The sequence below is a fragment of the Halomonas sp. TG39a genome (assembly GCF_000744395.1).
Lineage (GTDB): Bacteria > Pseudomonadota > Gammaproteobacteria > Pseudomonadales > Halomonadaceae > Vreelandella > Vreelandella ventosae_B.
Map to the genome: position 1 here is coordinate 3,265,553 of NZ_JQLV01000001.1, position 24,706 is coordinate 3,290,258.

Here is a 24,706-nt window from a genome sequence, read left to right on the forward strand (position 1 = left end):
TAAACCAATCGAGAGCCAATACATATTGGCTCTTTCTTTTTGGAGCTAGTCGTGATGATGAGAAAAATCAACACTGTACTGAACCATACCGCCTACGCCTTCTTTCTATTGGGCGTCATGAGCGGTATCGCAATGACGGCACTGATATTCGTCAGCACCTTGATGCGTTATCTGGGCGGTCATCCTTTGCGTTTTTCCGATGAGTTGGCGGGGCTGCTGTTCTTAACATTGACCTTTCTTTGTCTACCTTATGTGCTCAATAAGGGCCGCCACATACGCATAGAGATACTCGTCAACCTGATGCCAGCAGGTATCGCGAGGATAATGGACTTTATAGGCGTCGTCGTATTACTCACGTTCTGCGTCATCTTCGCCTTTGAGTCCTGGAATTTCATGAACTTCTCGTTCTCGCTCAATTCGCGTACGGATATCAGTAGCATTCTCTTATGGCCGTGGATGGCCATCATGCCTTTTTCCATGTTGCTGTGCATCTTGGTTCAGCTCAGCCATGGTTTTAGACAGCCCACGACAGATGTTGCTTCAGTGGAGGATGCGATATGAGCTGGTTATTCTTGAGCGGAGCGTTAGTTCTATTTTTAACCAGTGGCGCAATCCTAGGGGCGGCGCTGGGGCTTACGGGTTTACTCCTGCTTCACTTTCAAGCTAACGGAGCCACCCCCTTGGCGATTAACGCAACTTGGAACATGCTAACGGATTTTACGCTAAGCGCTGTTCCTCTTTTCATATTTTTAGGTGAAATACTTCTCGCAAGCGGCGTGTCAAAACGCGTCTATAACGGCCTAACCCCTCTGTTCGCGCGTGTTCCAGGGCAATTACTCCATACCAACATCGCCGTCTGCACGCTGTTTGGTGCAGTTAGCGGGTCAAGCACCTCTACCGCAGCCGCCATAGGCGCAGTTGGCTATCCTGAACTGACAAAACGTGGGTATAAACCAAGTGTAGTGGTGGGCACGTTAGCTGCAGGGGGCACCCTTGGGCTTCTCATTCCCCCCAGTTTGGCATTAATCATCTACGGAGCGACTCAAAACGTCTCTATCGGCCAACTCTTTATCGCTGGCATGCTGCCAGGCTTACTCATTGCTGCCGCCTTTTCCACATGGATTATGATCCGTTCTAAAATTGGCGAATCAGTAACCCCTACGTTTAAAGAGAAAGTGACCTTCAAGCACGTAATAACGGGGCTCAAGGAGATATGGCCTCTTCCCGTACTTATTTTCTTCGTGCTGGGAACCATTTACCTGGGGATCGCGACGCCTACGGAGTCGGCGGCTTTGGGCGTAGTGGCCAGTATCGTTTTAGGTTTAACATGGGGCGATTTAACCTTCAAAAGACTATGGCAGGCGTTTAAGCACGCCTCGATCATGTTTACCGCTATCGGTATGATTTTGATTGGTACAGTGATCCTTTCTCAAGCCGTCAGCCTACTAGGCATTCCCCGCACTGCAGTCGAAACGATTGGCAACTTTGGGCTAGGCCCGTATGGCATACTGCTGATGATCGTCATCGTCTATATCGTGCTAGGGTGTTTCTTTGATGGAATATCACTGCTACTCATGACACTTCCTATCACCTTCCCGATGATCACAAGCTTAGGGTTCGACCCCATCTGGTTCGGTATTATTGTCACGCTACTTATAGAGATCGGTATGATAACGCCGCCCGTAGGACTCAACCTCTTTGTTCTATCATCCATTTCTAAAAATGAAGTTAATTTAACATCTGCCGCAAAGGCCTCCTTTCCTTACTGGCTTATTTTACTGGGCGCCATAGGAGTCTTTACGCTATTCCCTAATATCATTTTGTGGGTCACTACCTTTTAGAACAACCTCAACCCACTAAATGATATTGCTGAACTATAGGCCCTCTCTAGCTAAAGAGAGAGCCTATAGTAGTTTAAATGCCATACTCATGAGCCCCCTACCGACGTAGCTACTCCTGGCGCGCATCACCCAGACCCGCGCCGTATTACTGGGCTTGATCGGCGTGCTGCTATTGGTCGTTTGCGTCCCGCGGTGGCTGAGCTGATCGGATGGTTAGTGGGAGGCGCTCTTCCAACCAGCGCCGACCTTATAAAAAACTGCCAATCTCGATCACGCTGCCACACTGGCTGGGGCTATAACCCGGCAGGCGCTGAACCGCCTCCTGGAATGAGTTGCTGCGCAGCGCTTGCAAAAAGTCGGCAAATTTAGGCTCTTTCAGGGAGCGGCTGTGGCAGGCCAACAGATAGTCTTCGGTGGCCAGCGGCACAAAATCAAGCCCAAACCGCTGCGCAGCGGCCTCGACACCAAAACCTGCATCCGCCATTCCCGCTGCCACATAGGCCGCTACCGCTGAGTGGGTGTACTCCTCAATCTCGTAACCGTTCACTTTGGATGTAGCAATGCTTGCCTCGGCCAGCAAGCTATCCAGCAGTTCCCGGGTTCCCGACGACGCCTGCCGGTTGATAAACGTGACCGGCCTGTCAGCCAGTGCGGCAACGCCATCAATGCCCAGCGGGTTACCCGGCGCCACCATTAGCCCCTGCTGGCGGGCGATAAATCCTATCAGCCGATGATAGCGGGGTTTGAGCAGGCGGCGGTATTTGCGCCGTGCCTTTTCACCCACTGCCCCCCTGGGCAGATGGCAGCCCGCCAGGTCGCAGCCATTGCGGTTAAGGGCCGCCAGTGCTTCCAGCGGGCTGCAGTACTGCAGGTCAAGCTGCAGCTCGCCCAAATGCTGTGGCAGCAGCTCTATCGCAAACCCGTGGCTGGCGTGGAGGCGAAGAACGGGGTGCACGCCTTCCTGGTGCTGCTGAATGGCAAGATTCAGCTCGGAGCTCAGGCTATCAAGCTGCGGGCTTAACCGAGCGGTGGCGCGCTGTTCAGCCCACAGCAGCTTCTCACCCAGCGGCGATAACCGCGCCCCTCGCCCACGCGCCATTGCTACCAAAGTGACACCAAAAAACTCCCCGCCCTGGCGCAGTAAATTCCACGCGTGACGATAGGAAATCCCCGCTTCCTGGGCGGCATGGGTCAACTTTCCATGGCGATGAACCGCCCCCAGCAGGCGCAGAAGGTTGGTATCGAGACGGTGCCCCTCTTCATCGCTAAAGCACCAGGTGGGCGTTACCTTGATTCGTTTCATAGGCACACTATTTCATATTTTTAAGTCGATAACTTGATGCTAGCTTTGTCTTAACCGTGATGCACGACTTTTTAAATATGAAAAGTAGTGCATATTTAAAACATAATAAGCAGTCGTGAGGAAGGCACCATGAACCATTCCCAGGAGTGGGCGCCGCAGGCTATTCAAACCGAGGTCGACGCCCTGAAGCACAAGCCCGGCGCCCTACTGCCGATCCTCCACGCCCTTCAGGATCGCATCGGCTTCATCCCAGAGGCAGCGGTACCCATCATCGCCGATGCCCTCCACCAAACACGTGCCGAGGTGCATGGCGTCATCAGTTTCTACCACCACTTTCGCACCACGCCGCCGGGGCGCCACGTCGTGCAGATCTGCCGCGCCGAGGCGTGTCAGTCGGTAGGGGCGCGCCAGCTCGAAGCCCACGCAAAAGCGCGTTTGGGGGTCGACTACCACCAAACCACGCCGGATCGCGAAATCACCCTCGAAGCCGTTTACTGCCTGGGCAACTGCGCCTGTGGCCCGTCGATTCGCGTGGACGACAGCATACGCGGCCGCGTCACTCTGGAAGCCTTCGATGAATTGATGGATGAGCTACAAACCCGGCCGCTGGAGGTGGTGGGATGAGCATTCGCGTTTATGTGCCTCGCGATACTACCGCGCTCTCGCTGGGCGCTGATACGATCGCCAGCCGACTGGAGAGGGAGGCAGCCGCAAGCGGCCAGTCAATCACCCTGGTACGCAACGGCTCCCGCGGGCTGAGCTGGCTTGAGCCGCTGGTGGAAGTCGACACCCCCATCGGCCGGTTCGCCTACGGCCCGGTAGCCCCCAGCGATGTCACCGCGCTGCTCGATAGCGGCCTGCTGGAAGGCAGCGTCAGCCACCCACTGGCACTGGGCCCCACGGAAGAGATTGACTACCTCGCCCGCCAGCAGCGCCTCACCTTCGCGCGTATCGGCATCACTGACCCGTTATCGATTGAGGATTATCGCGCCCATAACGGTTTTTGCGGCTTGGAGGCTGCCTTGCAACGCGAGCCCCAGGATATCGTCGAGGAAGTCAAAGCCTCGGGGCTTCGCGGACGCGGCGGGGCGGCATTCCCTACCGGCATCAAGTGGCAGACGGTGCTCGATACGCCAGCAGAACAGAAGTACATCGTCTGCAATGCCGATGAGGGCGACTCCGGCACCTTCGCCGACCGTCTGGTGATGGAGTGCGACCCCTACATGCTGATCGAGGGCATGGCGATTGCCGGCCTCGCGGTGGGCGCCACCCAAGGCTATATCTACCTGCGCTCGGAGTATCCGCTAGCGAAAGAGATCCTCGACGAGGCCATCCGCCGCGCCGAACAGGCCGGGTATCTCGGCGACGACCTCCGCGGCAGCGGCAGAACCTTTCATCTGGAAGTGCGTCTGGGCGCCGGAGCGTACATTTGCGGCGAAGAGACGTCGCTTCTGGAAAGCCTGGAGGGCAAGCGGGGCTTGGTGCGCTTCAAGCCGCCGCTGCCTGCCATCGAGGGGCTGTTTGGCCGCCCCACCGTAGTCAATAACGTGCTCTCCCTGGCCGCCGTACCGTTCATTCTGGCCGAAGGAGCCGAGGCCTACGCCAACCACGGCATGGGCCGCTCCCGGGGCACCCTGGCGCTGCAGCTGGCGGGCAACGTCAAGCGTGGCGGTCTGGTGGAGCTCGCCTTTGGCACTACGCTGCGCACGCTGATGGAAGACTTCGGCGGCGGCACGGCCAGCGGCCGCCCGCTACGTGCCGTGCAGGTGGGCGGGCCACTATGCGCCTACCTGCCCGAAAGCCAATGGGACATGCCGCTGGATTACGAAACCTTCGCCGAGGTCGGCGCAGGGGTGGGCCACGGCGGCGTAGTGATGTTCGACGACAGCGTCGATATGGCCGAGCAGGCGCGCTTTTCGATGGAGTTCTGCAAGGTGGAGTCCTGCGGCAAGTGCACGCCCTGTCGTATCGGCTCGACCCGTGGCGTGGAGGTGATTGACCGCATTCGCGCCAACGACAATCGCGAGGCCAACCTCGCCCTGCTGAGCGATCTTTGCGAAACGATGGTCGACGGTTCGCTCTGCGCCATGGGCGGCATGACCCCCTTCCCGGTGCAGAGCGCCCTGAAACACTTCCCCGACGATTTCCAGCGAGCGGCGAACGGAGACAGATCATGATTCAGCACTTCGACCCCAGCCAGCATGCCAGCAACGCCGGGCATAGCAAAGACCTCGGCACGCCCTTCCCTGCTCAGACCGTCGGCACTGCCTCGGTGAGCCTTGATATCGACGGCGTGACGATCAGCGTGCCGGAAGGCACCTCGGTACTGCGCGCGGCGGCGCTGGCGGATATCAACATTCCCAAGCTGTGCGCCACCGACAGCCTGGAGCCCTTCGGCTCCTGCCGACTGTGCGCGGTGCAGGTGGAGGGGCGCCGGGGTCTGCCTGCGGCTTGCACCACACCGGTCGTGGAAGGCATGAAGGTGACCACCCAGAACGAGCGGCTGGCCAAGCTGCGCCGCAACGTGATGGAGCTCTACATCTCCGACCACCCACTGGACTGCCTGACCTGCCCCGCCAACGGCGACTGCGAACTGCAGGACATGGCCGGTAGCGTGGGCCTGCGCGAAGTACGCTACGGTTTTGAGGGCGAGAACCACCTGAAATCCGTCAAGGACGACTCTAACCCCTACTTCAGCTTCGATCCCAGCAAGTGCATCCTCTGTTCACGCTGCGTGCGCGCCTGCGACGAAGTCCAGGGTACTTTCGCGCTAACCATCGATGGCCGCGGGTTCGACTCCAAGGTGTCGGCGGGCCAGAACGACGCCTTCATGGACTCGGACTGTGTCTCCTGCGGGGCCTGCGTGCAGGCCTGCCCCACGGCCACGCTGATGGAAAAAAGCGTGATCGACCACGGCGTGCCGGATCATAGCGTGGTCACCACCTGCGCCTACTGTGGCGTGGGCTGCTCGTTTGAAGCCCAGATGAAGGGCGACCAGCTGGTGCGCATGGTGCCCTACAAGGGCGGCGATGCTAACCACGGCCACTCCTGCGTAAAGGGGCGCTTTGCCTTCGGCTACGCCACCCACCCGGATCGCCTGACCACGCCGATGATTCGCGACAGCATCGACCAGCCCTGGCGCGAAGTCAGCTGGGAGGAGGCGATCGGCTTTGCCGCGAACCGTCTCAAGGCGATTCAGGCCGAGCACGGCCGCGAGAGCATCGGCGGTATTACCTCATCGCGCTGCACCAACGAAGAGACCTATCTGGTGCAGAAGCTGATTCGCGCGGCGTTCGGCAATAACAACACCGACACCTGCGCGCGGGTCTGCCACTCGCCCACCGGCTACGGCCTGAAAACCACGCTGGGCGAATCCGCCGGTACCCAGACGTTTGATTCGGTGATGAAGGCGGACGCCATTATCGTGATCGGCGCCAACCCTACTGACGCTCACCCGGTGTTTGGTTCGCTGATGCGCAAGCGCCTGCGCCAGGGGGCGAAACTGATCGTCGCCGACCCTCGCCGCATCGACCTTTTAAAGACCCCGCACATGAGCGAGGCCCAACATCTGCCGCTGCGCCCGGGCACCAACGTGGCGCTGGTCAACGCGCTGGGGCACGTGGTGGTGACGGAAGGTTTGGAAGACAAGGCGTTCGTCGCCAAGCGCTGCGACAGTGAGGCGTACCAAGCCTGGCGCAACTTTATCGGCGAAGCACGCCACTCCCCGGAAGCCACCGAAGCGATTACCGGCGTACCCGCCGAGGCCGTGCGCCAGGCGGCGCGCACCTACGCCACGGCGGGCAACGGCGCGATCTACTACGGGCTGGGGGTGACCGAGCACAGCCAGGGCTCCACCATGGTGATGGGGATTGCCAATCTGGCCCTGGCCACCGGCAACATTGGCCGCGAAGGCGTGGGCGTGAACCCGCTGCGCGGCCAGAACAACGTCCAGGGCTCCTGCGACATGGGCTCCTTCCCCCACGAGCTGCCGGGCTACCAGCACGTGGCCGACCCGATTGCCCGTGGCCGCTTCGAGGCCGTGTGGGGCGTGAAGCTCGATGACGAGCCGGGGCTACGTATTCCCAACATGTTCGATGCCGCCATCGAAGGCACCTTTAAAGCGCTTTACGTGCAAGGCGAAGATATCGCCCAATCCGACCCCAACACCCAGCACGTTGAGGCGGCGCTCACGTCGCTGGACTGCCTGATCGTGCAGGATATATTCCTCAACGAAACGGCCAAGTTCGCCCACGTGCTGCTGCCGGGTTCAAGCTTCCTGGAGAAGAACGGCACCTTCACCAACGCCGAGCGGCGCATCAACCGGGTACGCAAGGTGACACCACCAGTAGCCGGCAAGGAAGACTGGGAAGTCACCCAGGATCTGGCCAATGCGCTGGGCTACCCGATGCACTATACCCATCCCTCCGAGATCATGGACGAGATCGCCCAGTTGACGCCAAGCTTCGCGGGCGTCAGCTACGCCAAGCTGGAGGAGCGCGGCAGCCTGCAGTGGCCCTGCAACGCCGAGTACCCGCTGGGCATGCCGACCATGCACGAGGTTGACTTCCCCATTGGCCTGGGCCGCTTTGCGATTACCGAGTACGTGGCCACTGAAGAGCGCGCTAACCGCCGCTTCCCACTACTGCTCACCACCGGACGGATCCTTAGTCAGTACAATGTGGGAGCTCAGACCCGGCGCACCGACAACCAGCGCTGGCACGACGAGGACGTGCTGGAGCTACACCCTTCTGACGCCGAGCTGCGCGGCATCCGCGACGGCGACTGGCTAGGCATCACCAGTCGCTCGGGCCAGACAGTACTACGCGCCCGGCTCAGCGAGCGTATGCAGCCGGGGGTGGTTTACACCACCTTCCACCATCCTGGCAGCGGCGCCAACGTCATCACGACGGACAACTCGGACTGGGCCACCAACTGTCCAGAGTATAAGGTCACGGCGGTACAGGTGGAAAAAGTCAGCCAACCCTCTGCCTGGCAGCAGCGCTTTAGCACTTTCGACCTCGTCCAGCGTGACCACCTGGCCAACGCTCATCAGGAGGCGCCATGAGCACCCACCACACGCGCGACGCGGTAGCGCGCCAGCCGGTGGAGGTGCGCCGTGGCGCTAACGGCTGGCACACCGATACCCAAGAGGATCTACTGGCCTTGGAAAAGCCGGTGGCACTGGTCTACAACGGCATCTCCCATGCAGTGATGATGGCAAGCCCCGCCGACCTTGAGGATTTTGCCCTCGGCTTCAGCCTTTCCGAAGGCATTCTGGCAAATACCGATGAGTGCTATGACCTCGATATCCACGAAGCGCCCCAAGGCCTCACCGTTCACCTCACCATTGCCAGCCAGCGGATGGCTGAGCTCAAACAACGGCGGCGCAGCCTGACGGGGCGAACCGGCTGCGGCCTGTGCGGCACCGAAGCCCTGGAACAGGCCATTCGTCCGATCCCCTCTGTCGTGGCACCTTCGCTTAGCGATGCCGCCATTCAGCGCTCCCTGCAGGAACTGGCCGCCCACCAGCCACTGCTGGCAGCCACTGGCGCTAGCCACGGTGCCGCTTGGTGCGATGCCCAGGGGCGCATCCAACGGCTCCGCGAGGATGTTGGACGCCATAACGCTCTGGACAAATTGATTGGTGCCCTTGCCCGCGAGGCCCTGCCACTCGGAGAAGGATTTGCGCTGGTCACCAGTCGCGCCAGCTACGAAATGGTGCACAAATGTGCCAGTGTCGGCATTGGCGCCCTGGTGGCGGTCTCGGCGGCCACAGCGCTTGCACTAGAGCAGGCCCAGACATCGGGACTGCTACTGGCAGGCTTTGCGCGGCCCGGCCGCCACTTGATTTACCATCGCCCCACGTCGGCGGCGATGGCCCATGGCTAAGGAGGCACGCAATGTCGTTGAGCCAAGATACTCACCTGATTCACATGACCAACCAGATCGCCGCTAACCTAGGTGGCGGTCGCGATGAGGACACGGCAGCCGCGGCCACCTGCCGCCACTTGGAGACCTTCTGGGCACGGTCTATGAAGCATCGCCTAATAGCCACGCTGGAGCGCGAGGATACCGCGCTTTCACCACTGGCAAAGCGAGCCGTCACCTTGCTGGCGGAAAGATTGGCCAGGCGCCATAGCGGATAAACATCACAGGTGTTAACGCAACGGGGCTTGCCATCTGGCAAGCCCCGTTTTTATACCCATCGCTCATAACTGCAGGTATCACCAACACTGTTCATCAACGTTAGAACTCTTCCCACTCATCTGCAGCGTGCTTTGCCGTTGCCGGTGAAGGCTTGGATGATGGCTGTGACGAGGCTTGCGATGAAAGCGCGGGGCGTTTCAGGCCTTTATCACCACCACGCTGCTGAGGGGCCGGAGAGGCCAGCGCCTGCTGCTGCGTGGGCTCATCTTCGCCGAGTACAAAGGAGTTGATTAGCTGATTAAGATGCTCTGCATGGCGGCGCATATTGGCAGCGGCGGTGGTCGATTCTTGCACCATGGCAGCGTTCTGCTGGGTCATGGTGTCCATTTCGGCCACGGCGGTGTTGATCTGGCCGATACCGCTGCTCTGCTCTTTAGCGCCCGCGGTGATCTCACCGATCACATCGGTGACTTTCGCCACGCTGGAGACAATCTCGCGCATGGTGTCGCCCGCGCTACGCACCAGCTTCGCGCCCGATTCAGTGTGCTGAACGGACGTATCGATAAGCGCACGAATCTCTTTGGAAGCATCGCTCGAACGGCTGGCCAGCACCCGTACCTCTTGCGCCACCACGGCAAAGCCGCGGCCATGCTCGCCCGCCCGTGCGGCTTCCACCGAGGCGTTAAGCGCCAGAATATTGGTCTGGAAGGCAATCGCGTCGATCATGGTGATGATGTCGCTGATGCGCGATGCGGAGTCGTTGATATCGCGCATGGTGCTTTCGACCTGCCCCATTGAGGTCTCGCCTTCACGGGCTACGTCGGCGGTGGAAAGCACCAGCGTATTGGCCTGCTGGGCGTTGTCGGCGCTGTGGTTGACAGTCGAAGTGATCTCTTCCATGGAAGCCGAGGTTTCCTGGAGATTGGCCGCCGCCTGCTCGGTACGGGTGGCAAGCTCATCAGAGCTTTGTGAGATCTCTCCCGCCGCCTGGTGCACGCTCATTGTGCTGCTGCGCACATCGCGCAGAGTGTTCTGCATGCGCGCTACAAAGGCGTTGAATTGAACGCTAAGCTCGCCAATTTCGTCACCGCTTTCAACGGCCAAGCGACGGGTTAAATCACCGCGGCCCTGAGCGATGTCTTGCATCGCCGCGGTAGTGCGCTTGATCGGCCCCAGCGTGCGACGCACCAGGCCATACGCGATCAGTGCAATCACAACAAATAGACCCAGACCCAACAAGGAGGCAAATATAATGCCCTGGCGCAAATCGGCGGCAGCCGCGGCTTCAAGTTCGGCAATGGCATCGTCAGCATCGGTAACGTAAACGCCAGCACCAATGAGCCAGTCCCATTTTTCAAGGCGGTCAACGAAGGAGTGCTTGGGTTCTATTCTGTCGGTACCTGGGTAATCCCACATATAGCTGTAGAAGCCACCGCCACTCTGGGCGACCTTAATGATCTCGCGAATCAGGTAGGTGCCATCGGGGGTTTGCGCGTCGATCATGTTGGTGCCTTCACGCTCCGGTGCAGGCGCCGTGACGATATTGTTACCGTCATAGTCGTAGATGAATATGTAGTTGTTGTCTTCAAAGCGCATCGAACGCACCAGCTCAGCTACCTGCTGCTTGGCGGCCTCATCGTTGGCACCGGCTTGTTCGTAAATGGGCTCGATGGCAGAAGTCGCCATCTGGACAATGTTGCGTACCCCATGGCGGCGCTCTTCAATAAGCATTTCACGCTGTTCTGCCAGTACGTTACGGGTGTCTTGGATGTTGCTATAGGCTTTAAAGCCAACCAGCGTAACCGTTACTAACAGAAGGGGGAGCAGTACAAGCATCAGCACCTTGGTCTGTAAACCCAGGGCTCGTTTGGGAGAAGAAGTAGTCATTTGTGAGCAAGTTCCAGAGTCTGTCTTGAGGGAAAAGTTTTTAATAGTTATAAGGGGCTTATCGACCTAAAATGAGCAAACTTTAACCAGCTTTTGGTTTTTTTAACTTAATATTCAAATAATTAGCAATTAATAGTTAGGTTCATAACCTAAGTTAAGGTTATGCATGAAATAAACGTCCAAGGTGGGGATGTGGTGGCCAGGGATGGCCCGTTTTAGCACGATGCTAAACCACAATCTTCGGTTGCCCTGACCTCCCTACCGCCTGGTCAGGGCGACCTTTTTGTTTTATGTGCCTTCCTCGTACTTTGTAATCGTTCTTGCCGATTGTTATTTGCCGTCTCCTTGGGCGTATCATGTCGCTAGTGTACAAGGAGGACGGCAAGCATGGTTCGAAACCACTCATTTTTTAGCGCTGTCTTGCTCCTGCTCCCCCGGTTGGCTCATTTTGCCTGGCGTGTATTACGCAATTTCCTGAAAAATCACGGCATCCTGCTTGCAGGTGGCGTGGGCTACAATATTCTGCTCTCTATTGTGCCGCTTTTTGCCGTGCTGGTTGTGCTATTAACCCAGGTGGTGGATCAGCAGCACCTTCTCAATGTGCTGTCGATACAAGCACGCCATATGGCACCCGCCCACGCCGAAGTCTTGGTTGAGGCCGTGCGCAGCCTCCTGGACTCCCGGGATGTCATCGGCATTCTGAGTTTCCCCATTCTGTTACTGTTCAGCTCATTCGCCTTTCGTATGCTGGAAGATGCTTTAGCGATCATATTCCATGCCCCGGATAGCCCGCACATCAAGCGCAGCGCCTGGGTATCGGTGATGCTGCCCTACGCCTTTATGGTGGTACTCGGGGCGGCGCTGATGGTGCTCACACTGGTGGTGACCCTGGCCAGTTCGCTGAATGCGCTGGTCATGGCCATTTTCGACCGAGAGCTGCCATTGGCTGGGTTGTCAGAACCGGTGCTTAACCTCGCCAGCTTTATCGGCGTATTTCTGCTCTTCAGCGCTATCTACAAAGTGCTGCCGGTGGTGCGCATCGCTTTACGCCGGGCAATCGTAGGCGGTTTCGTTGCGGCACTCATGTGGGAGGGGGTTCGGCTGTTACTGGTCTACTATTTCGCCAACCTGTCGTTCGTGAACGCCGTCTACGGTTCGCTGGCGGCGCTGGTGATCGTACTGATCAGCCTGGAAGTGGGGGCCGTCATTTTACTGCTGGGCGCCCAGGTGATTGCCGAGCTGGAGCGCAATACCCGCCTTGGCCTTCCATGGTACGTCGACCCCAATCGTCAGCCGATTACGCGGGTGGATTGAGCAACCCGAGCGTGGCTGAGCTAGTCTTTAGACGCTTATCGCAAAACCATGATATAGGGGGTGAGAACGATGACGTTGTTCGATCTAACAGGCCGCACGGCGCTAATTACCGGTTCATCTGGCGGGTTAGGGCTTGCGATGGCGCGCGGGCTGGCGCAGTCAGGCGCTCAAATCATTATCCATGGGCGCAATCATGACAAACTAGAAGCCGCACGGCACGCGCTCTCCGAGGAGGGCCATCAAGTGCTTACGACATCGTTTGATGTTGCCGACGAAGCCGCCATTGAGCAGGCACTTAAAGCGCTGAAAGACGATGGGATCAGTATCGATATACTGGTCAATAATGCTGGCATGCAGCTCCGTCGCCCTCTGCTTGAGGTCGAACTCGACCAATGGGATAAAGTCATTAACACTAACTTGACCAGCACGTTTCTACTGGGACGTAATGTTGCCAGGCAAATGATTGAACGCGGCAAGGGCGGCAAAATCATTAACATTGGGTCACTGATGAGCTCTGTCGCGCGGTCAACCGTGGGGGCTTATACAGCTTCCAAAGGCGGGGTGCGTTTATTGACCCAATCCATGGCAGCAGAATGGGCCGAGCATGACATTCAGACCAACGCTATCGGCCCAGGTTACATGATCACGGAAATGACCAAGCCGCTGGCCGATGACCCAAAATTCAATGACTGGCTGATTAATCGCACCCCTTCCAAACGCTGGGGAGTGCCTGAAGACCTTGTCGGCACCGTGGTTTACCTCGCCTCTCCGGCGTCAAGCTACGTTAATGGACAGATCATTTATGTCGACGGCGGCATGTTGGCCGTTATTTAACGCCACGGCGCTTAGTGCATCAGTCAGCCAGCTACCACTAAAAGGCCGCCCAACATTTGGCGGCCTTTGTACACCGAGAACTTCCTAGATGGCACTTGTATCCGCGGAAGCCACGGTATCAGCCTGTGGGCGCCGCTCCTCTAGCATGCCTTTATCGAGAATAAAGCGGATGATCTCCTCGAGCCCCACGCCGTCATAAAGATTGGCAAACACAAAGGGCCGTTCGCCGCGCATCTTTTTGGAGTCCCGCGCCATGATGTCTAACGACGCATGCACCTGCTCGGCGATATCCATCTTATTGATAATCAGCAGGTCTGACTTGGTGATACCGGGGCCGCCTTTGCGGGGAATTTTGTCCCCGGCAGAAACGTCGATGACGTAGAGGGTTAGGTCGGAAAGTTCAGGGCTAAAGGTTGCCGAGAGGTTATCGCCGCCGGACTCCACCATGACCAGTTCCAGCTTGGGATGTCGCGCCTGTAGCTCGTCGATGGCCGCCAGGTTCATCGAGGCGTCTTCGCGAATCGCCGTATGCGGGCAGCCGCCGGTCTCTACGCCTAGAATACGATCCGCCGGCAGCGCATCGTGCTTGAGCAAAAAGTCGGCGTCTTCGCGGGTGTAGATGTCGTTGGTGACCACAGCGATATCGTAGTAATCCCGCAGTGCTGAACAGAGCTGCTTGAGTAGCGCGGTTTTGCCGGAACCCACCGGGCCGCCCACGCCAATACGTAAACAGTGCGTCATGATGAATATCTCCTAACTTCTAAACAGTCGTGAATACTGGGTTTCGTGTAGGGCGCTTGCCAGGGCTAAGCCGGGCAGCACGGGCCCTAGCTCGTCGTCATCTAATGTCAGCGCTTGGTCAACGGCAGCCACTAACGCTGGCCGCAGCTGTTCTATAACGCGCTGGGCGGCGGTGTGGCCTAGCGGCAGGGCCTTGCAGGCCACCGCCAGCTGGTTCTCCAGCCACGCCCAGGCAAAGCCCAGCAAGGTTTGTCTAACGGATACGCCGCGAGTGTGCGCCGTATAGGCAAAGAGTGTCACATAGCCAGCATGAGGCGGAAGCAAGGGCAGTAGTAAGTCCTCACTTGGCATCAAGTCTAGGCTTTTCAACAGGCGCTTAAGCGAGGCGCCCAGGCGGCTATCTTCCGCGGCCAGCTCGGCGGTTTCCCGGGTGGCGGCCAGCCACTCGTCCCACTGGGCAATCGTATCGATGTCGCCTTCGCCAATGGCTTGATGCAGCCGCGCCAACACGGGTAACTCGCAACGGGTTAAGCCATCCTCCAATACACCGCTTAGCCACTCGGCAAGGCTTGCTTCATCGCGTACCCAGTCAAGTTCAAAAGCGCTTTCCAAGCCTTGGGAAAACGCAAAAGCGCCGATGGGCAGCGCAGGGCTGACCAGTTGCATCAAGCCTAGCAGCGCCAGTTCATCGCTTTGGCTGTTTTGCGCAGTTACCTCAGTGGGCATGGTGATGCTCATGTGAGTGGTCGTGGTCGTGTGAATGATCGTGCGAATGGCCATGACCGTGTGAATGAGAGTGCCCGCCACCTACTTGGTTATAGGCGCCCGGCTCGGGGTCGAAGGTGGCGTTGTGGTGCTCCAGTTTGGCCCCCAGCAGTTCGGCGAGTTCTTCTAGCACGTGATCCGGCGGGAAGCGCACCCAGGCGCCCTTTTCGTCTTCACCCAGCGCCAGCTGCACGTGGCGATTGCCCAGGTGGTAGGCCAGCCGCGCCAGCGGTAAGCCAGTACTTACTCGCGCGGTAACCACCGGTTCTACTGCGGCGCAGACGCGTACTATCTCACCACTTTCGGCCTTAAGGCCTTCGCCGCTGCGCAGCACCGGGCCGCGATCCAGAAACAACCCCAACTCGCGACCGCTATCGCTTTGGGCTTTTAAGCGCCCGCGAATACGTAGCTCAAAGGGCAGCGTGAGTGTGTCGCTCGCCGCGCTTTCCTCCACTGGCCCTAAACGTTCTATCAGTTTCAGCATCTCTACCGTCCTTTCGCTATCTAGGAGGCTGTGCCGAGGGTAGGTCTACGAGAGGGCGCTGTGAATACCTCCCTGTACGCTACTTTTGCCATCCATGGCAAAAGACCCTCTCTACGACCTACCCCCGTCACCTCTACCTAAATGAAATAGCTCAATTAAAACAAATGATAACGCTGGGCCAGTGGCAGCTCGGTAGCAGGCTCGCAGGTTAAAATTTCGCCATCGCAGCGCACTTCATAAGTCTGCGGGTCGACGGTCAAATCGGGGCAGGCATCGTTCAGCTTCATATCCTGCTTGCGCACTTGGCGCACGTTTTTGCACGCCGCGAGTTCGCTATTTAGCCCCAGTTTCTCTTTGATGCCCGCATCCAGCGCGGCCTGGCTGACAAAGCTGAGCCGGGTTTGGCTGGCCGCACGGCCGAAAGCACCAAACATATAGCGGTAGTGCACGGGCTGGGGAGTCGGAATCGAGGCATTAGGATCGCCCATGGGGGCCGCCGCAATCATGCCGCCTTTGATCATCATGGCTGGTTTTACGCCAAAGAAAGCCGGTTTCCACAGCACCAGATCCGCCAGCTTACCGACTTCTATCGAACCCACTTCATGAGCGATCCCGTGGGTGATCGCCGGGTTGATGGTGTACTTGGCGATATAGCGCTTGGCGCGGAAGTTATCGGCGCCCAGGGCTTCATCTTCCGGCAGCAGGCCGCGCTGCACCTTCATTTTATGCGCGGTTTGCCAAGTACGGCAGACCACTTCACCTACCCGCCCCATGGCTTGGGAGTCTGAAGCGATCATCGAGATCACGCCCAGGTCGTGGAGAATATCTTCCGCGGCGATGGTTTCGCGGCGAATGCGCGAGTCGGCGAAGGCCACGTCTTCGGGAATATTGGGGTCGAGGTGATGACACACCATCAGCATATCGAGGTGTTCGTCGATGGTGTTGACCGTGTAGGGCCGCGTTGGGTTGGTGGACGACGGCAGCACGTACGGTTTGGCACAGGCGGTTAGGATATCCGGCGCGTGGCCGCCGCCTGCCCCCTCGGTGTGGTAGGTATGAATGCAGCGCTCTTTGAACGCGGCCAGGGTGTCTTCCACAAAGCCCGATTCGTTTAGGGTGTCGGTGTGGATCGCCACCTGCACATCATAGGCATCGGCGACGTTAAGGCAGTTATTGATCGAGGCAGGCGTGGTGCCCCAATCTTCGTGCAATTTGAGGCCCATGGCGCCTGCTTGGAGCTGGAGCTCCAGAGACTCGGGCAGGCTGGCGTTGCCTTTGCCTAGAAAGCCGATATTCATGGGCATATCGTCCACCGCTTGCAGCATCTTACCGATGTGCCAAGCGCCGGGGGTACAGGTGGTTGCGTTGGTACCGGTGGCCGGGCCGGTGCCGCCGCCGAGCATGGTGGTGACGCCGCTCATCAGCGCTTCTTCGACCTGCTGGGGGCAGATAAAGTGAATGTGAGAATCAATGCCGCCCGCGGTCAATATCTTGCCTTCGCCGGAGATAATTTCGGTGCCGGGGCCAATCACGATCTCAACATCGGGCTGTACGTCAGGATTGCCCGCTTTGCCAATCGCGGCGATGCGGCCGTTTTGAATGCCCACGTCGGCTTTGACGATACCCCACCAGTCTAAAATCAGTGCGTTGGTAATCACCGTATCCATGACCGTGTCGTCAGCGCGCTGGCTTTGGCCCATGCCATCCCGTATGACTTTGCCGCCGCCGAATTTCACTTCATCGCCGTAGTGGGTGGCGTCTTTTTCGACTTCAATCCAAAGCTCGGTATCGCCCAGGCGCACGCGGTCGCCCACCGTGGGGCCGTACATATCGGCATAGGCTTGCCGACTGATCTTGTTAACGGGTTTCATTGTTTACCTCCATCCAGCGCGCCCATCACATCGCCGCGAAAGCCGTAAATTTCGCGCTTGCCGACAAAGGGAATCAACGTGACTTCGCGGGTCTGGCCGGGCTCAAAGCGAATCGCCGTGCCTGCGGCCACATCTAAGCGGTAACCCCGCGCCTTGGCGCGGTCAAAGGTCAGTGCGGGGTTGGCTTCGGCAAAGTGGTAGTGGGAGCCAATTTGTATCGGCCGGTCGCCGGTATTGCCCACCTCAACCGTGATGCGCTCCCGCCCCACACAAAGCTCGATATCACCTTGTTTTAACTGATATTCACCAGGAATCATTTGGTTGCTCCTTTGTTTTTTTGTGAGGTGTTAGCCGAGAGGTGTGAGGTGTAAAGAGAGAGGTGTGAGGGGTGCGTAACCCACTACTACTCACCCCTAACTATTCACTCCTCACCCCTCACTCCTCACCCCTCACTCCTCACACTTAACCCCTCACACAATAGGCGTATGCACAGTGACCAGCTTGGTGCCGTCGGGGAAAGTGGCTTCCACCTGCACTTCGTCGACCATTTCGGCGACGCCGTCCATCACATCCTCACGGCTCAGGATCTCGCGGCCATAGCTCATTAATTCCGCCACGCTGCGGCCATCCCGGGCGCCTTCCATAATCTCGAAGCTGATCAGCGCCACCGCTTCCGGGTAGTTGAGCTTTAAACCACGCGCCTTGCGGCGCTCCGCCAGTTGGGCGGCGGAGAACAGCAGTAGCTTGTCTTTGTCTCTCGGGGTTAATTCCATGGAACGTGTCTCCAGCAGTGCATCACAGTGATGCCTATTAGGTTAGCCAAATTCTTGGTGTATGCGCGGCGCGGTCGATCCAACGAGGGCGCAGCAGGTGCCAGGCCTGTTCACACAGCGCCCAGGCTTCGTTACGCGAGTTACCCAGATAGCGCAGCAACACTACGCCATGGCGAACGGTGACCGCCCAGCGCGGGTTATCCGGCAGCGCTTCACGCAGGGCCTCAATAGCCGCAGGTGCGTCGCTAATGCCCACCGCCCACAGCGTGGCTTGCACCGTGGCGCCGCCTTGGCCCCAGCGACCCGCGAAACGTGGGTGAAGCGGATCCAGCGGCTGGCGCTCTAGCCACAGCGGCTTGCCGTCCAGGGTTAAGCGAAAGTGCTGCTCAATACGCCCAGAGATGTAAGGTAACTCGCTGGCTGGGCGGCCCAATGCCATCACTTCCCAACCCAGGCAGCGGGAGCTGCCGTGAAGGTCAATCTGGGTGCGCTGCTCGCCTTTGGAGCCATCAAAGGCGATGGTCTCCTGAGGCAGCCATTCCAGGACCGCGCCATCTTCAACGCTCAACCGGGTATGCTGGGTCCAGGCAACGCCCTGGCTGTCGGCTTTATAGAGTTTATTAGCGGCGGGGGTGGTGAGCAGCACATGGGCACCACTCTCGACATGGGCGCTAATGGAGAGCGCATCGCCACTGACTAGGCCGCCCGGCGGGTGAAGCACATAGACATGGCAGGCCTCACCGCGGCCTTCCGGATAAAACGGGCGCTGCACCCGTAGTGGCCCCGAGTGGCGCGCCTGCACCATGCGGGTGGCGCCGTCGCGGTTGGCAAAGCGTAGCGCCAACGAAGCCGCCCAGTGGCGGCCTGCATCGAAGCGGTGGCCAGAGGCAACTTGCGGTTTTGCGAGATCGCACAGAATCATGGGTCGCTATCGCTTCCTTTTCACTAAGCCGTTAACTTACTAGAAGCAATTAATGCGCCAAAATGGTGAAAAACCCTACAGGGCGATCAATGGTAGGGATTAACGCAAGTAGCTTGCAGCGCCACACGCCCATTCGCACCAAAATAGAACCACGCCAGACCCTGAATGCACCAAATAAATGCAGTCACTCCTGATTTAAACTCAACCCAACTTATGCTCACTCTCCACACCCTCATGCACCACAACTCGATTCCGCCCGCCGCGCTTTGCTTGATAAAGCGCTTGGTCAGCCCGCTGTAAAGAGTGATTATAGTCGGGGTGGCCATCGTGGAGCGTAACGCCCACGCTAATCGTCACATTAAGCAACGTATCGGCGCCCGCGAGCATCGGCTCTTTAGCCACCGCCTGACGCAAACGCTCAGCAAATAAGCGGCTGCCGTCATGATCGGTATCCACTAGCACGATTAAAAACTCTTCCCCCCCCATGCGGAACACGTAATCACCCCCGCGAGTGGAGCGGTCAAGGATGCTTGCCACCTGCTGCAGCACGGTGTCGCCGGCGTCGTGGCCATGGGTATCGTTGATCGATTTAAAGTGGTCGATGTCTACCATCAACAGCGCAAAGCAGTGCTCCGAGTGGCGGGCAATATCGATTTCACGGCTAAGCACCACCGATAGAAACTTACGGTTAAGCAACCGGGTTAGGCTATCGCGACCAGCATCTAAACCAGAGGCGCGCTCCAACACATCGTCAAGCAGCATCAACACCGTGCGGGCGGCGTCTCGAATCTCGCCCAGCGCCTTAAGCCGTTGGCTAGCCTCTTCATGTAGCAGGACCTCCAGCCACTCACGATCCACCTGCTGAATATGCCGTGAAATAGTGGCAATCTCTGGCGCACCCTCAAACGCATGGCACGCTTTATGGAAGTACCACAAACCAAAGTCGGAATTGGCTAACTTCGGCAGCGTGGCGATATCCTGCTGGGCGGCGACGGCAAACATCAGTGCGTTTTCCCAGTTCAGCAGCGCCGAACGCTGGCGCTCACGCTCATCACCAATGCTTTGAGTAAGGGAAAATAGCTTGTACGCCTCTTCGGTGCGCGCATTACGGTCACTGGCCACTGAGTAAGCGTGGCTCATGATTTCCATGGCCATATCAATATGCTCGGAGACATACACCGAGGCATCCCCCGGGGAGAGCGGGCTTTTGAACGAAGCACTAAGCTGCCGATACAACGCCTGCTTAAGCTGTCGCGCCCCGCTAAGCACCAGATTGACCGGAATATCGATGCGAGCATGCACCTGCCCTACTTTCTCCTGCTGCTCAACCAAGGCTTCAAAATCGACATGCTCAACGGCAAACATGGCCTTCAGCCAACGCCGCATTGAGGGGTTTAAACGCTGCTCCACTTGTTCGTTGGAGAGAAACAGCGAGGCATGCGGGTCTTCCAGCATTACGCTGTAAAAGTGGTCGGCAAAGTAGCCACAATGCTGCGTTACCAGTGTTTCCACCGCCTGGCGCAGTGGCCTAGGCGTGCGCTCTAATAACGTCTGCCACTCGGCGGCGAGCTGATGTTTATCTTTATAGCGCATACCCCACCTGCTTCTTATTGCTAAAACAATCAATGTTACAGGCAAAAAATCGCCTTCAACCGAACACAGAACAGGGTTTTAGCGAATAAACCCACAAGCGGCTCGCATGGCGGCGCGGCAGCGGTGCCTCGCCATACTATAGGGCCAATCGGTAAGCGAGTGACGCTCCAAAACATAACCAAGGCCTGTTGATGCCTTACAGCTTACTTCCGCCATAACTCAGGTTCCCCTTTCAGCCCACCTCAGCGTCTTTTATCCACTTGACATTTCATCAATAGCGCCACAAACTTAGCCAAGGCTATACTTCTTTCCCTAGGACAACCAGTTTACACAAAGCAACTTCAACCCATCTACCTCATGACGAGTCTGGAGCTAAATAATGGCAACAAAATATGCCGTGATTCTATTGGGAACGCTGCCTTTTAGTGCGTTGGCAACTGCCGATGAAACGCCCTTAAACGTGGTGGCAACGATTGGGATGATTGCCGATGTAGCGCAGGAGGTAGGCGGCGAATGCGTTAATGTGGAAGCCATGATGGGCCCCGGCGTAGACCCCCATCTGTATCAGGCAAGCGCTAGCGACGTGGCCTTGCTGCGGGGCGCCGAACACATTCTCTATTCAGGCTACTCATTGGAAGGGCAGCTGGGGAGTGTGCTGGAGAATTTCTCGGCACGAACACCCACGCTTGCCGTGGCGCCCGCTTCCATTGATCCGGCGTCGTTGATCACCGCTCAGGATGTCTACGGAGTCGACCCTCACCTGTGGATGGATGTCTCTTTATGGGCCCAAACACTGCCCACCCTGAGCGATGCATTGAGCGAAGCACGCCCTGAGTGCGCCACGACGATTGAAACCAATACCGAGCGTTATCAGGCTCAGTTGCTAGCCTTGCATGAGTGGGTTAAAGAGAGCATTGCCAGCATCCCCGAAGAGCAGCGTATTCTCGTCACCGCCCACGACGCGTTCAGCTACTTTGGCCGTGCCTATGACATTGAGGTGGAAGGGATTCAGGGCATCAGTACCGAAACCGAAACCGGGATCGCCGATATTCGCAGCATGGCGGATAGCGTTGTTGCCCGTAACGTGCCCGCCATATTTGTCGAGAGCACCATCAACCCACGCACCATTCAGGCAGTGATCGATGCTGCAAGGCAGCGCGGCCATGATGTGACCATCGGCGGCCAGCTTTATTCCGACGCCATGGGCGATGAAGGCACGGTAGATGGTACCTATATGGGCATGATCTACCGTAACACCCAGCACATTGTCGAGGCGCTAGGCGGTTCCTTGGCCCCGCTGCCAAAGGCACTAGATGACTGGGCCAGCGAGTGGCAACTCGCTCAATAAGCATTCGATAAGGCAGTGATCCATGGCGACATCCAACCTTACAGACACCGCACTGAGCATTAAAAACCTGACGGTGAGCTACCATAACCAGCCCGTGCTTTGGGATATCGATCTGGATATCCCCGCCGGTGTCATGGCGGGCATTGTCGGCCCTAACGGGGCGGGCAAGAGCACGTTGATCAAAAGCCTCCTGGGGCTGGTGCCGTCGCTGTCAGGAGAGGTGATGGTGCATGGGCGACCTTACGCCACGCAGCGTAAACGAGTGGGCTACGTGCCCCAGCGCTCAAGCGTTGACTGGGATTTCCCCACCACTGCACTGGATGTGGTCACCATGGGGCTTTACGGGCGTTTAGGTTGGCTCAAAAGACCGGGACGAAAAGAGCGCCACGAGGCGCAGGAAGCACTTGAAATGGTCGGTATGAGTGCCTTGGCTGAGCGCCAGATTAGCCAGCTCTCAGGTGGCCAGCAGCAGCGCGTATTTTTGGCCCGTGCGCTGGTGCAGCAAGCCGATGTGTATTTTCTTGATGAACCCATGGCTGGCGTCGATGCCACCACCGAGCGGGCCATTATCGATATCCTGCGCCGCCTGCGCGACGCGGGTAAGACGCTGATTGTGGTACACCACGATCTGCAAACGGTTCGCACCTACTTTGACTGGCTACTGCTACTCAACGTGCGAGTCATCGCCAGCGGCAAGGCCGAGGAGGTGTTCAAGATCGATCACCTGCGCCAGGCTTACGGCGGCCAAATCGCGCTACTTAACGACAATGAATCGTTAATGTTCGCCGCCTCAAAGGTGAAGTAACCCATGGTGTGGCTTGAGCTTTTATCTGACTACACCTTTCAGAATGTAGTCATTGGCGCCTCGCTGCTGGGGCTGATCAGCGGCCCGCTGGGCTGTTTTGCGGTGCTGCGTCGCCAAAGCCTGCTGGGAGACGCGATTTCCCACGCAGCCCTTCCCGGCATCTGTTTAAGCTTTATCATCACCGGCAGCCGGGATATTGGCGGAATTATTATTGGTTCACTGATCACCGGCTCCGCCGCCGCGCTGATTATGCTGATGCTGACGCGCTTAAGTCGCCTGAAAACGGACGCAGCCCTGGGCGCCTGCCTCAGTATCTTTTTTGCCGTGGGCATCGTTCTGCTCACCTATATCCAGAGTACCAATAACGCCTCCCAGGGCGGTCTTGAGGCCTTTCTTTTCGGCCAGGCCGCCGCGACGCTGCGCTCCGATTTATGGGTGATGGGCAGCATTACGCTGGTCACGCTGCTACTGCTTGCCGTCTTCTGGAAACAGGCCAAGCTGGTCACCTTTGATGCGGAGTACGCCCGCACACTCGGCATGCCTATCACCGTGATTGAAGCATCGCTCACCGCTATGGTTGCGCTAGCGGTCGTCGTCGGCCTGCAGATGGTCGGTGTGATTTTGATGGCCGCCATGATCGTGGCACCCGCGGCCGCCGCGCGACAGTGGAGCCGCCACCTAGGCGGCATGCTCACCATCGCCGCAGGCGTCGGTATTGTCAGTGGTGTTTCAGGGGCGACCATCAGCACCCTATCGCGTGGCCTGGCAACCGGCCCGCTGATTGTCCTTACCGCAACCGTCATTGTGCTTATATCGTTGGCCTTGGCGCCCGGCCGTGGCCTGCTGTGGGGCGTGATAAAGCACTATCGCCAGAAGTCAGCGCTGCAGAAACAGCAGCTACTTTATACGCTATATAAACACTCGGGTGACCCCTCATGCGCCCCTTCAACGCTCGGTTCACGCAGGATGCTCAACAAGCTTAAGCAGCAAGGCTACCTAACCCGCTCTCCACGCGGTGCCACCCCAAGCGACGACGGCTGGGGGCTAACGGCACAGGGCCAGGCGGAGGCTAGAAGAGTGATCGCGGCTTTTGAGGAATTAGCATCATGATGGCAGAGCTACTGACCACAACTGCCCTGCCCATTATGCTAGTGGGCGCGATGGTAGGCATCGCCTCCTCGGCGGTGGGTACCTTTTTAGTGCTGCGCGGCAACAGCATGTTATCCGACGCAATCAGCCATTCGATTGTGTTTGGCATCGTCATCGTCTGGCTGCTGACCAAGCAACAGAGCGGGCCGGTACAACTGATCGGGGCCGCCTTCACCGGGCTGTTAACCGTCCTGCTCACCGAAGCCTTAGCGAGCACCAAACGGGTCAAGCAGGATACCGCTATCGGCTTGGTCTTCCCTGCGCTGTTTTCTATCGGCGTGCTGCTGTTGAATATTTATGCCAATGATGTGCATATCGACACACATACCGTGCTGCTCGGGGAGATCGGTTTTGTCTGGCTGGATACACTCGACATCTTCGGCCTGCCCATCCCCCAGGCGCTGGTATCGATGAGCGTGATGACGGTGCTCAACTACGCGTTTATCGGACTCTTTTATAAGGAGCTGAAGCTGGCCACCTTCGATCCGGCGCTGGCCAAAACGTTCGGTTTTATGCCCTCGATTCTTTTCTATGTGCTGCTAATGCTAACAAGCTCTACTGCCGTGGCGGCCTTTGATGCGGTAGGCGCGGTGCTGTTTATCGCCTTTGCCATTGTTCCCGCCTCCGCCGCCTATTTGCTGACCGACCGGCTGTGGATGATGTTTATCATCGGTGCGCTAATTTCTATCGCCTCGAGTATTTCTGGCTACTACCTCGCAGTGTATCTCAACGTCTCCATTGGCGGCATGATGGCCGTCATGACCGGCGTATTCCTGATGCTCGCCTTTCTGGCAGGGCCACGCTACGGCGTGATTACCCAACTGGTCAAACGCCAACGGGCACGCTGGGCGCCGGTGGAACCGCCGCCCAGCGTTTGAAGCCCAGCTTTTGGAAACACCGCTCATCCGCGCGCAAAAAAGCGACCGCCT

General features: G+C 58.1%; 23 protein-coding genes. 13 read left to right on the plus strand and 10 right to left on the minus strand.

Annotation, left to right across the window (positions count from 1 at the left end; translation table 11 throughout):
- Nucleotides 1-54 precede the first annotated feature (54 nt).
- Nucleotides 55-561: a TRAP transporter small permease gene (locus U738_RS14585; RefSeq protein WP_035581775.1), complete on the plus strand. Its 507-nt coding sequence runs from the start codon at nucleotides 55-57 to the stop codon at nucleotides 559-561.
- Nucleotides 558-1,841 carry a TRAP transporter large permease gene (locus U738_RS14590; protein ID WP_035581777.1) on the plus strand — a complete coding sequence of 428 codons (1,284 nt, stop codon included), beginning with the start codon at nucleotides 558-560 and terminating at the stop codon, nucleotides 1,839-1,841. Before U738_RS14585 ends, U738_RS14590 begins: the two co-directional genes overlap by 4 nt.
- A gap of 247 nt (nucleotides 1,842-2,088) precedes the next feature.
- Here U738_RS14590 and U738_RS14595 read toward each other — a convergent pair whose 3' ends face one another.
- Entirely contained in the window at nucleotides 2,089-3,144 is a 1,056-nt protein-coding gene (locus U738_RS14595) for a substrate-binding domain-containing protein (RefSeq protein WP_035581779.1), read from the minus strand.
- Nucleotides 3,145-3,273: 129 nt separating this feature from the next.
- Between U738_RS14595 and U738_RS14600 the strand changes: the two genes are divergently transcribed.
- Genes U738_RS14600 through U738_RS14620 form a run of 5 tightly spaced genes read left to right on the plus strand, consistent with a single transcriptional unit; the run spans nucleotide 3,274 to nucleotide 9,290 of the window.
- Nucleotides 3,274-3,768 carry a formate dehydrogenase subunit gamma gene (locus U738_RS14600; RefSeq protein ID WP_035581781.1) on the plus strand — a complete coding sequence of 165 codons (495 nt, stop codon included), beginning with the start codon at nucleotides 3,274-3,276 and terminating at the stop codon, nucleotides 3,766-3,768.
- Nucleotides 3,765-5,321, plus strand: a complete 1,557-nt coding sequence (locus tag U738_RS14605) for a formate dehydrogenase beta subunit (RefSeq protein WP_035581783.1) — start codon at nucleotides 3,765-3,767, stop codon at nucleotides 5,319-5,321. Before U738_RS14600 ends, U738_RS14605 begins: the two co-directional genes overlap by 4 nt.
- Complete coding sequence (gene fdhF, locus U738_RS14610) at nucleotides 5,318-8,209, plus strand: formate dehydrogenase subunit alpha (protein ID WP_035581785.1); 2,892 nt, start codon at nucleotides 5,318-5,320, stop codon at nucleotides 8,207-8,209. Before U738_RS14605 ends, fdhF begins: the two co-directional genes overlap by 4 nt.
- A complete protein-coding gene (gene fdhD, locus U738_RS14615) occupies nucleotides 8,206-9,033 on the plus strand; it encodes a formate dehydrogenase accessory sulfurtransferase FdhD (protein WP_035581787.1) in 828 nt (275 codons plus the stop codon). The genes fdhF and fdhD overlap by 4 nt, the downstream gene beginning before the upstream one ends.
- 11 nt (nucleotides 9,034-9,044) lie before the next feature.
- Nucleotides 9,045-9,290, plus strand: a complete 246-nt coding sequence (locus tag U738_RS14620; protein WP_035581789.1) for a formate dehydrogenase subunit delta — start codon at nucleotides 9,045-9,047, stop codon at nucleotides 9,288-9,290.
- Nucleotides 9,291-9,390: 100 nt separating this feature from the next.
- Here U738_RS14620 and U738_RS14625 read toward each other — a convergent pair whose 3' ends face one another.
- Nucleotides 9,391-11,178 (minus strand): methyl-accepting chemotaxis protein, encoded by a 1,788-nt coding sequence (locus tag U738_RS14625; RefSeq protein WP_035581791.1) that lies wholly within the window; start codon nucleotides 11,176-11,178, stop codon nucleotides 9,391-9,393.
- Between the two features lie 387 nt (nucleotides 11,179-11,565).
- Here U738_RS14625 and U738_RS14630 point away from each other — a divergent pair, with 387 nt between their 5' ends.
- Nucleotides 11,566-12,492 carry a YihY/virulence factor BrkB family protein gene (locus tag U738_RS14630; RefSeq protein WP_035581793.1) on the plus strand — a complete coding sequence of 309 codons (927 nt, stop codon included), beginning with the start codon at nucleotides 11,566-11,568 and terminating at the stop codon, nucleotides 12,490-12,492.
- Nucleotides 12,493-12,561: 69 nt separating this feature from the next.
- Complete coding sequence (locus tag U738_RS14635; protein ID WP_035581797.1) at nucleotides 12,562-13,326, plus strand: SDR family oxidoreductase; 765 nt, start codon at nucleotides 12,562-12,564, stop codon at nucleotides 13,324-13,326.
- A gap of 84 nt (nucleotides 13,327-13,410) precedes the next feature.
- Here U738_RS14635 and ureG read toward each other — a convergent pair whose 3' ends face one another.
- From ureG to U738_RS14675, 8 genes are all read right to left on the minus strand, one after another.
- Entirely contained in the window at nucleotides 13,411-14,067 is a 657-nt protein-coding gene (gene ureG / locus U738_RS14640; RefSeq protein ID WP_035581799.1) for an urease accessory protein UreG, read from the minus strand.
- A 12-nt stretch (nucleotides 14,068-14,079) separates the two neighbouring features.
- On the minus strand, nucleotides 14,080-14,793 hold the full coding sequence (locus tag U738_RS14645) for an urease accessory protein UreF (protein WP_035581801.1): 714 nt from the start codon (nucleotides 14,791-14,793) through the stop codon (nucleotides 14,080-14,082).
- Nucleotides 14,783-15,316, minus strand: coding sequence for an urease accessory protein UreE (gene ureE / locus U738_RS14650; RefSeq protein ID WP_035581804.1), 534 nt, complete (start codon nucleotides 15,314-15,316; stop codon nucleotides 14,783-14,785). The genes U738_RS14645 and ureE overlap by 11 nt, the downstream gene beginning before the upstream one ends.
- Nucleotides 15,317-15,471: 155 nt before the next feature.
- Complete coding sequence (ureC, locus tag U738_RS14655; protein WP_035581806.1) at nucleotides 15,472-17,187, minus strand: urease subunit alpha; 1,716 nt, start codon at nucleotides 17,185-17,187, stop codon at nucleotides 15,472-15,474.
- Nucleotides 17,184-17,504, minus strand: coding sequence for an urease subunit beta (locus U738_RS14660; protein WP_035581808.1), 321 nt, complete (start codon nucleotides 17,502-17,504; stop codon nucleotides 17,184-17,186). The genes ureC and U738_RS14660 overlap by 4 nt, the downstream gene beginning before the upstream one ends.
- A 153-nt stretch (nucleotides 17,505-17,657) precedes the next feature.
- Nucleotides 17,658-17,960, minus strand: a complete 303-nt coding sequence (gene ureA / locus U738_RS14665; protein WP_035581810.1) for an urease subunit gamma — start codon at nucleotides 17,958-17,960, stop codon at nucleotides 17,658-17,660.
- A 37-nt stretch (nucleotides 17,961-17,997) separates the two neighbouring features.
- On the minus strand, nucleotides 17,998-18,882 hold the full coding sequence (locus tag U738_RS14670) for an urease accessory protein UreD (RefSeq protein ID WP_035581812.1): 885 nt from the start codon (nucleotides 18,880-18,882) through the stop codon (nucleotides 17,998-18,000).
- A 201-nt stretch (nucleotides 18,883-19,083) separates the two neighbouring features.
- A complete protein-coding gene (locus U738_RS14675) occupies nucleotides 19,084-20,475 on the minus strand; it encodes a diguanylate cyclase (protein ID WP_035581814.1) in 1,392 nt (463 codons plus the stop codon).
- 379 nt (nucleotides 20,476-20,854) lie between these two features.
- On the opposite strand from U738_RS14675, the gene U738_RS14680 reads away from it, so the two are divergent.
- From U738_RS14680 to U738_RS14695, 4 genes are read left to right on the plus strand one after another with little or no spacing between them, the layout of a single operon-like run.
- Entirely contained in the window at nucleotides 20,855-21,823 is a 969-nt protein-coding gene (locus U738_RS14680) for a metal ABC transporter solute-binding protein, Zn/Mn family (RefSeq protein ID WP_035581816.1), read from the plus strand.
- 22 nt (nucleotides 21,824-21,845) lie between these two features.
- On the plus strand, nucleotides 21,846-22,628 hold the full coding sequence (locus U738_RS14685) for a metal ABC transporter ATP-binding protein (protein WP_035581818.1): 783 nt from the start codon (nucleotides 21,846-21,848) through the stop codon (nucleotides 22,626-22,628).
- A 3-nt stretch (nucleotides 22,629-22,631) separates the two neighbouring features.
- Entirely contained in the window at nucleotides 22,632-23,738 is a 1,107-nt protein-coding gene (locus tag U738_RS14690; RefSeq protein WP_035581820.1) for a metal ABC transporter permease, read from the plus strand.
- A complete protein-coding gene (locus tag U738_RS14695; RefSeq protein ID WP_035581822.1) occupies nucleotides 23,735-24,655 on the plus strand; it encodes a metal ABC transporter permease in 921 nt (306 codons plus the stop codon). Before U738_RS14690 ends, U738_RS14695 begins: the two co-directional genes overlap by 4 nt.
- The last annotated feature ends 51 nt before the right edge of the window (nucleotides 24,656-24,706 follow it).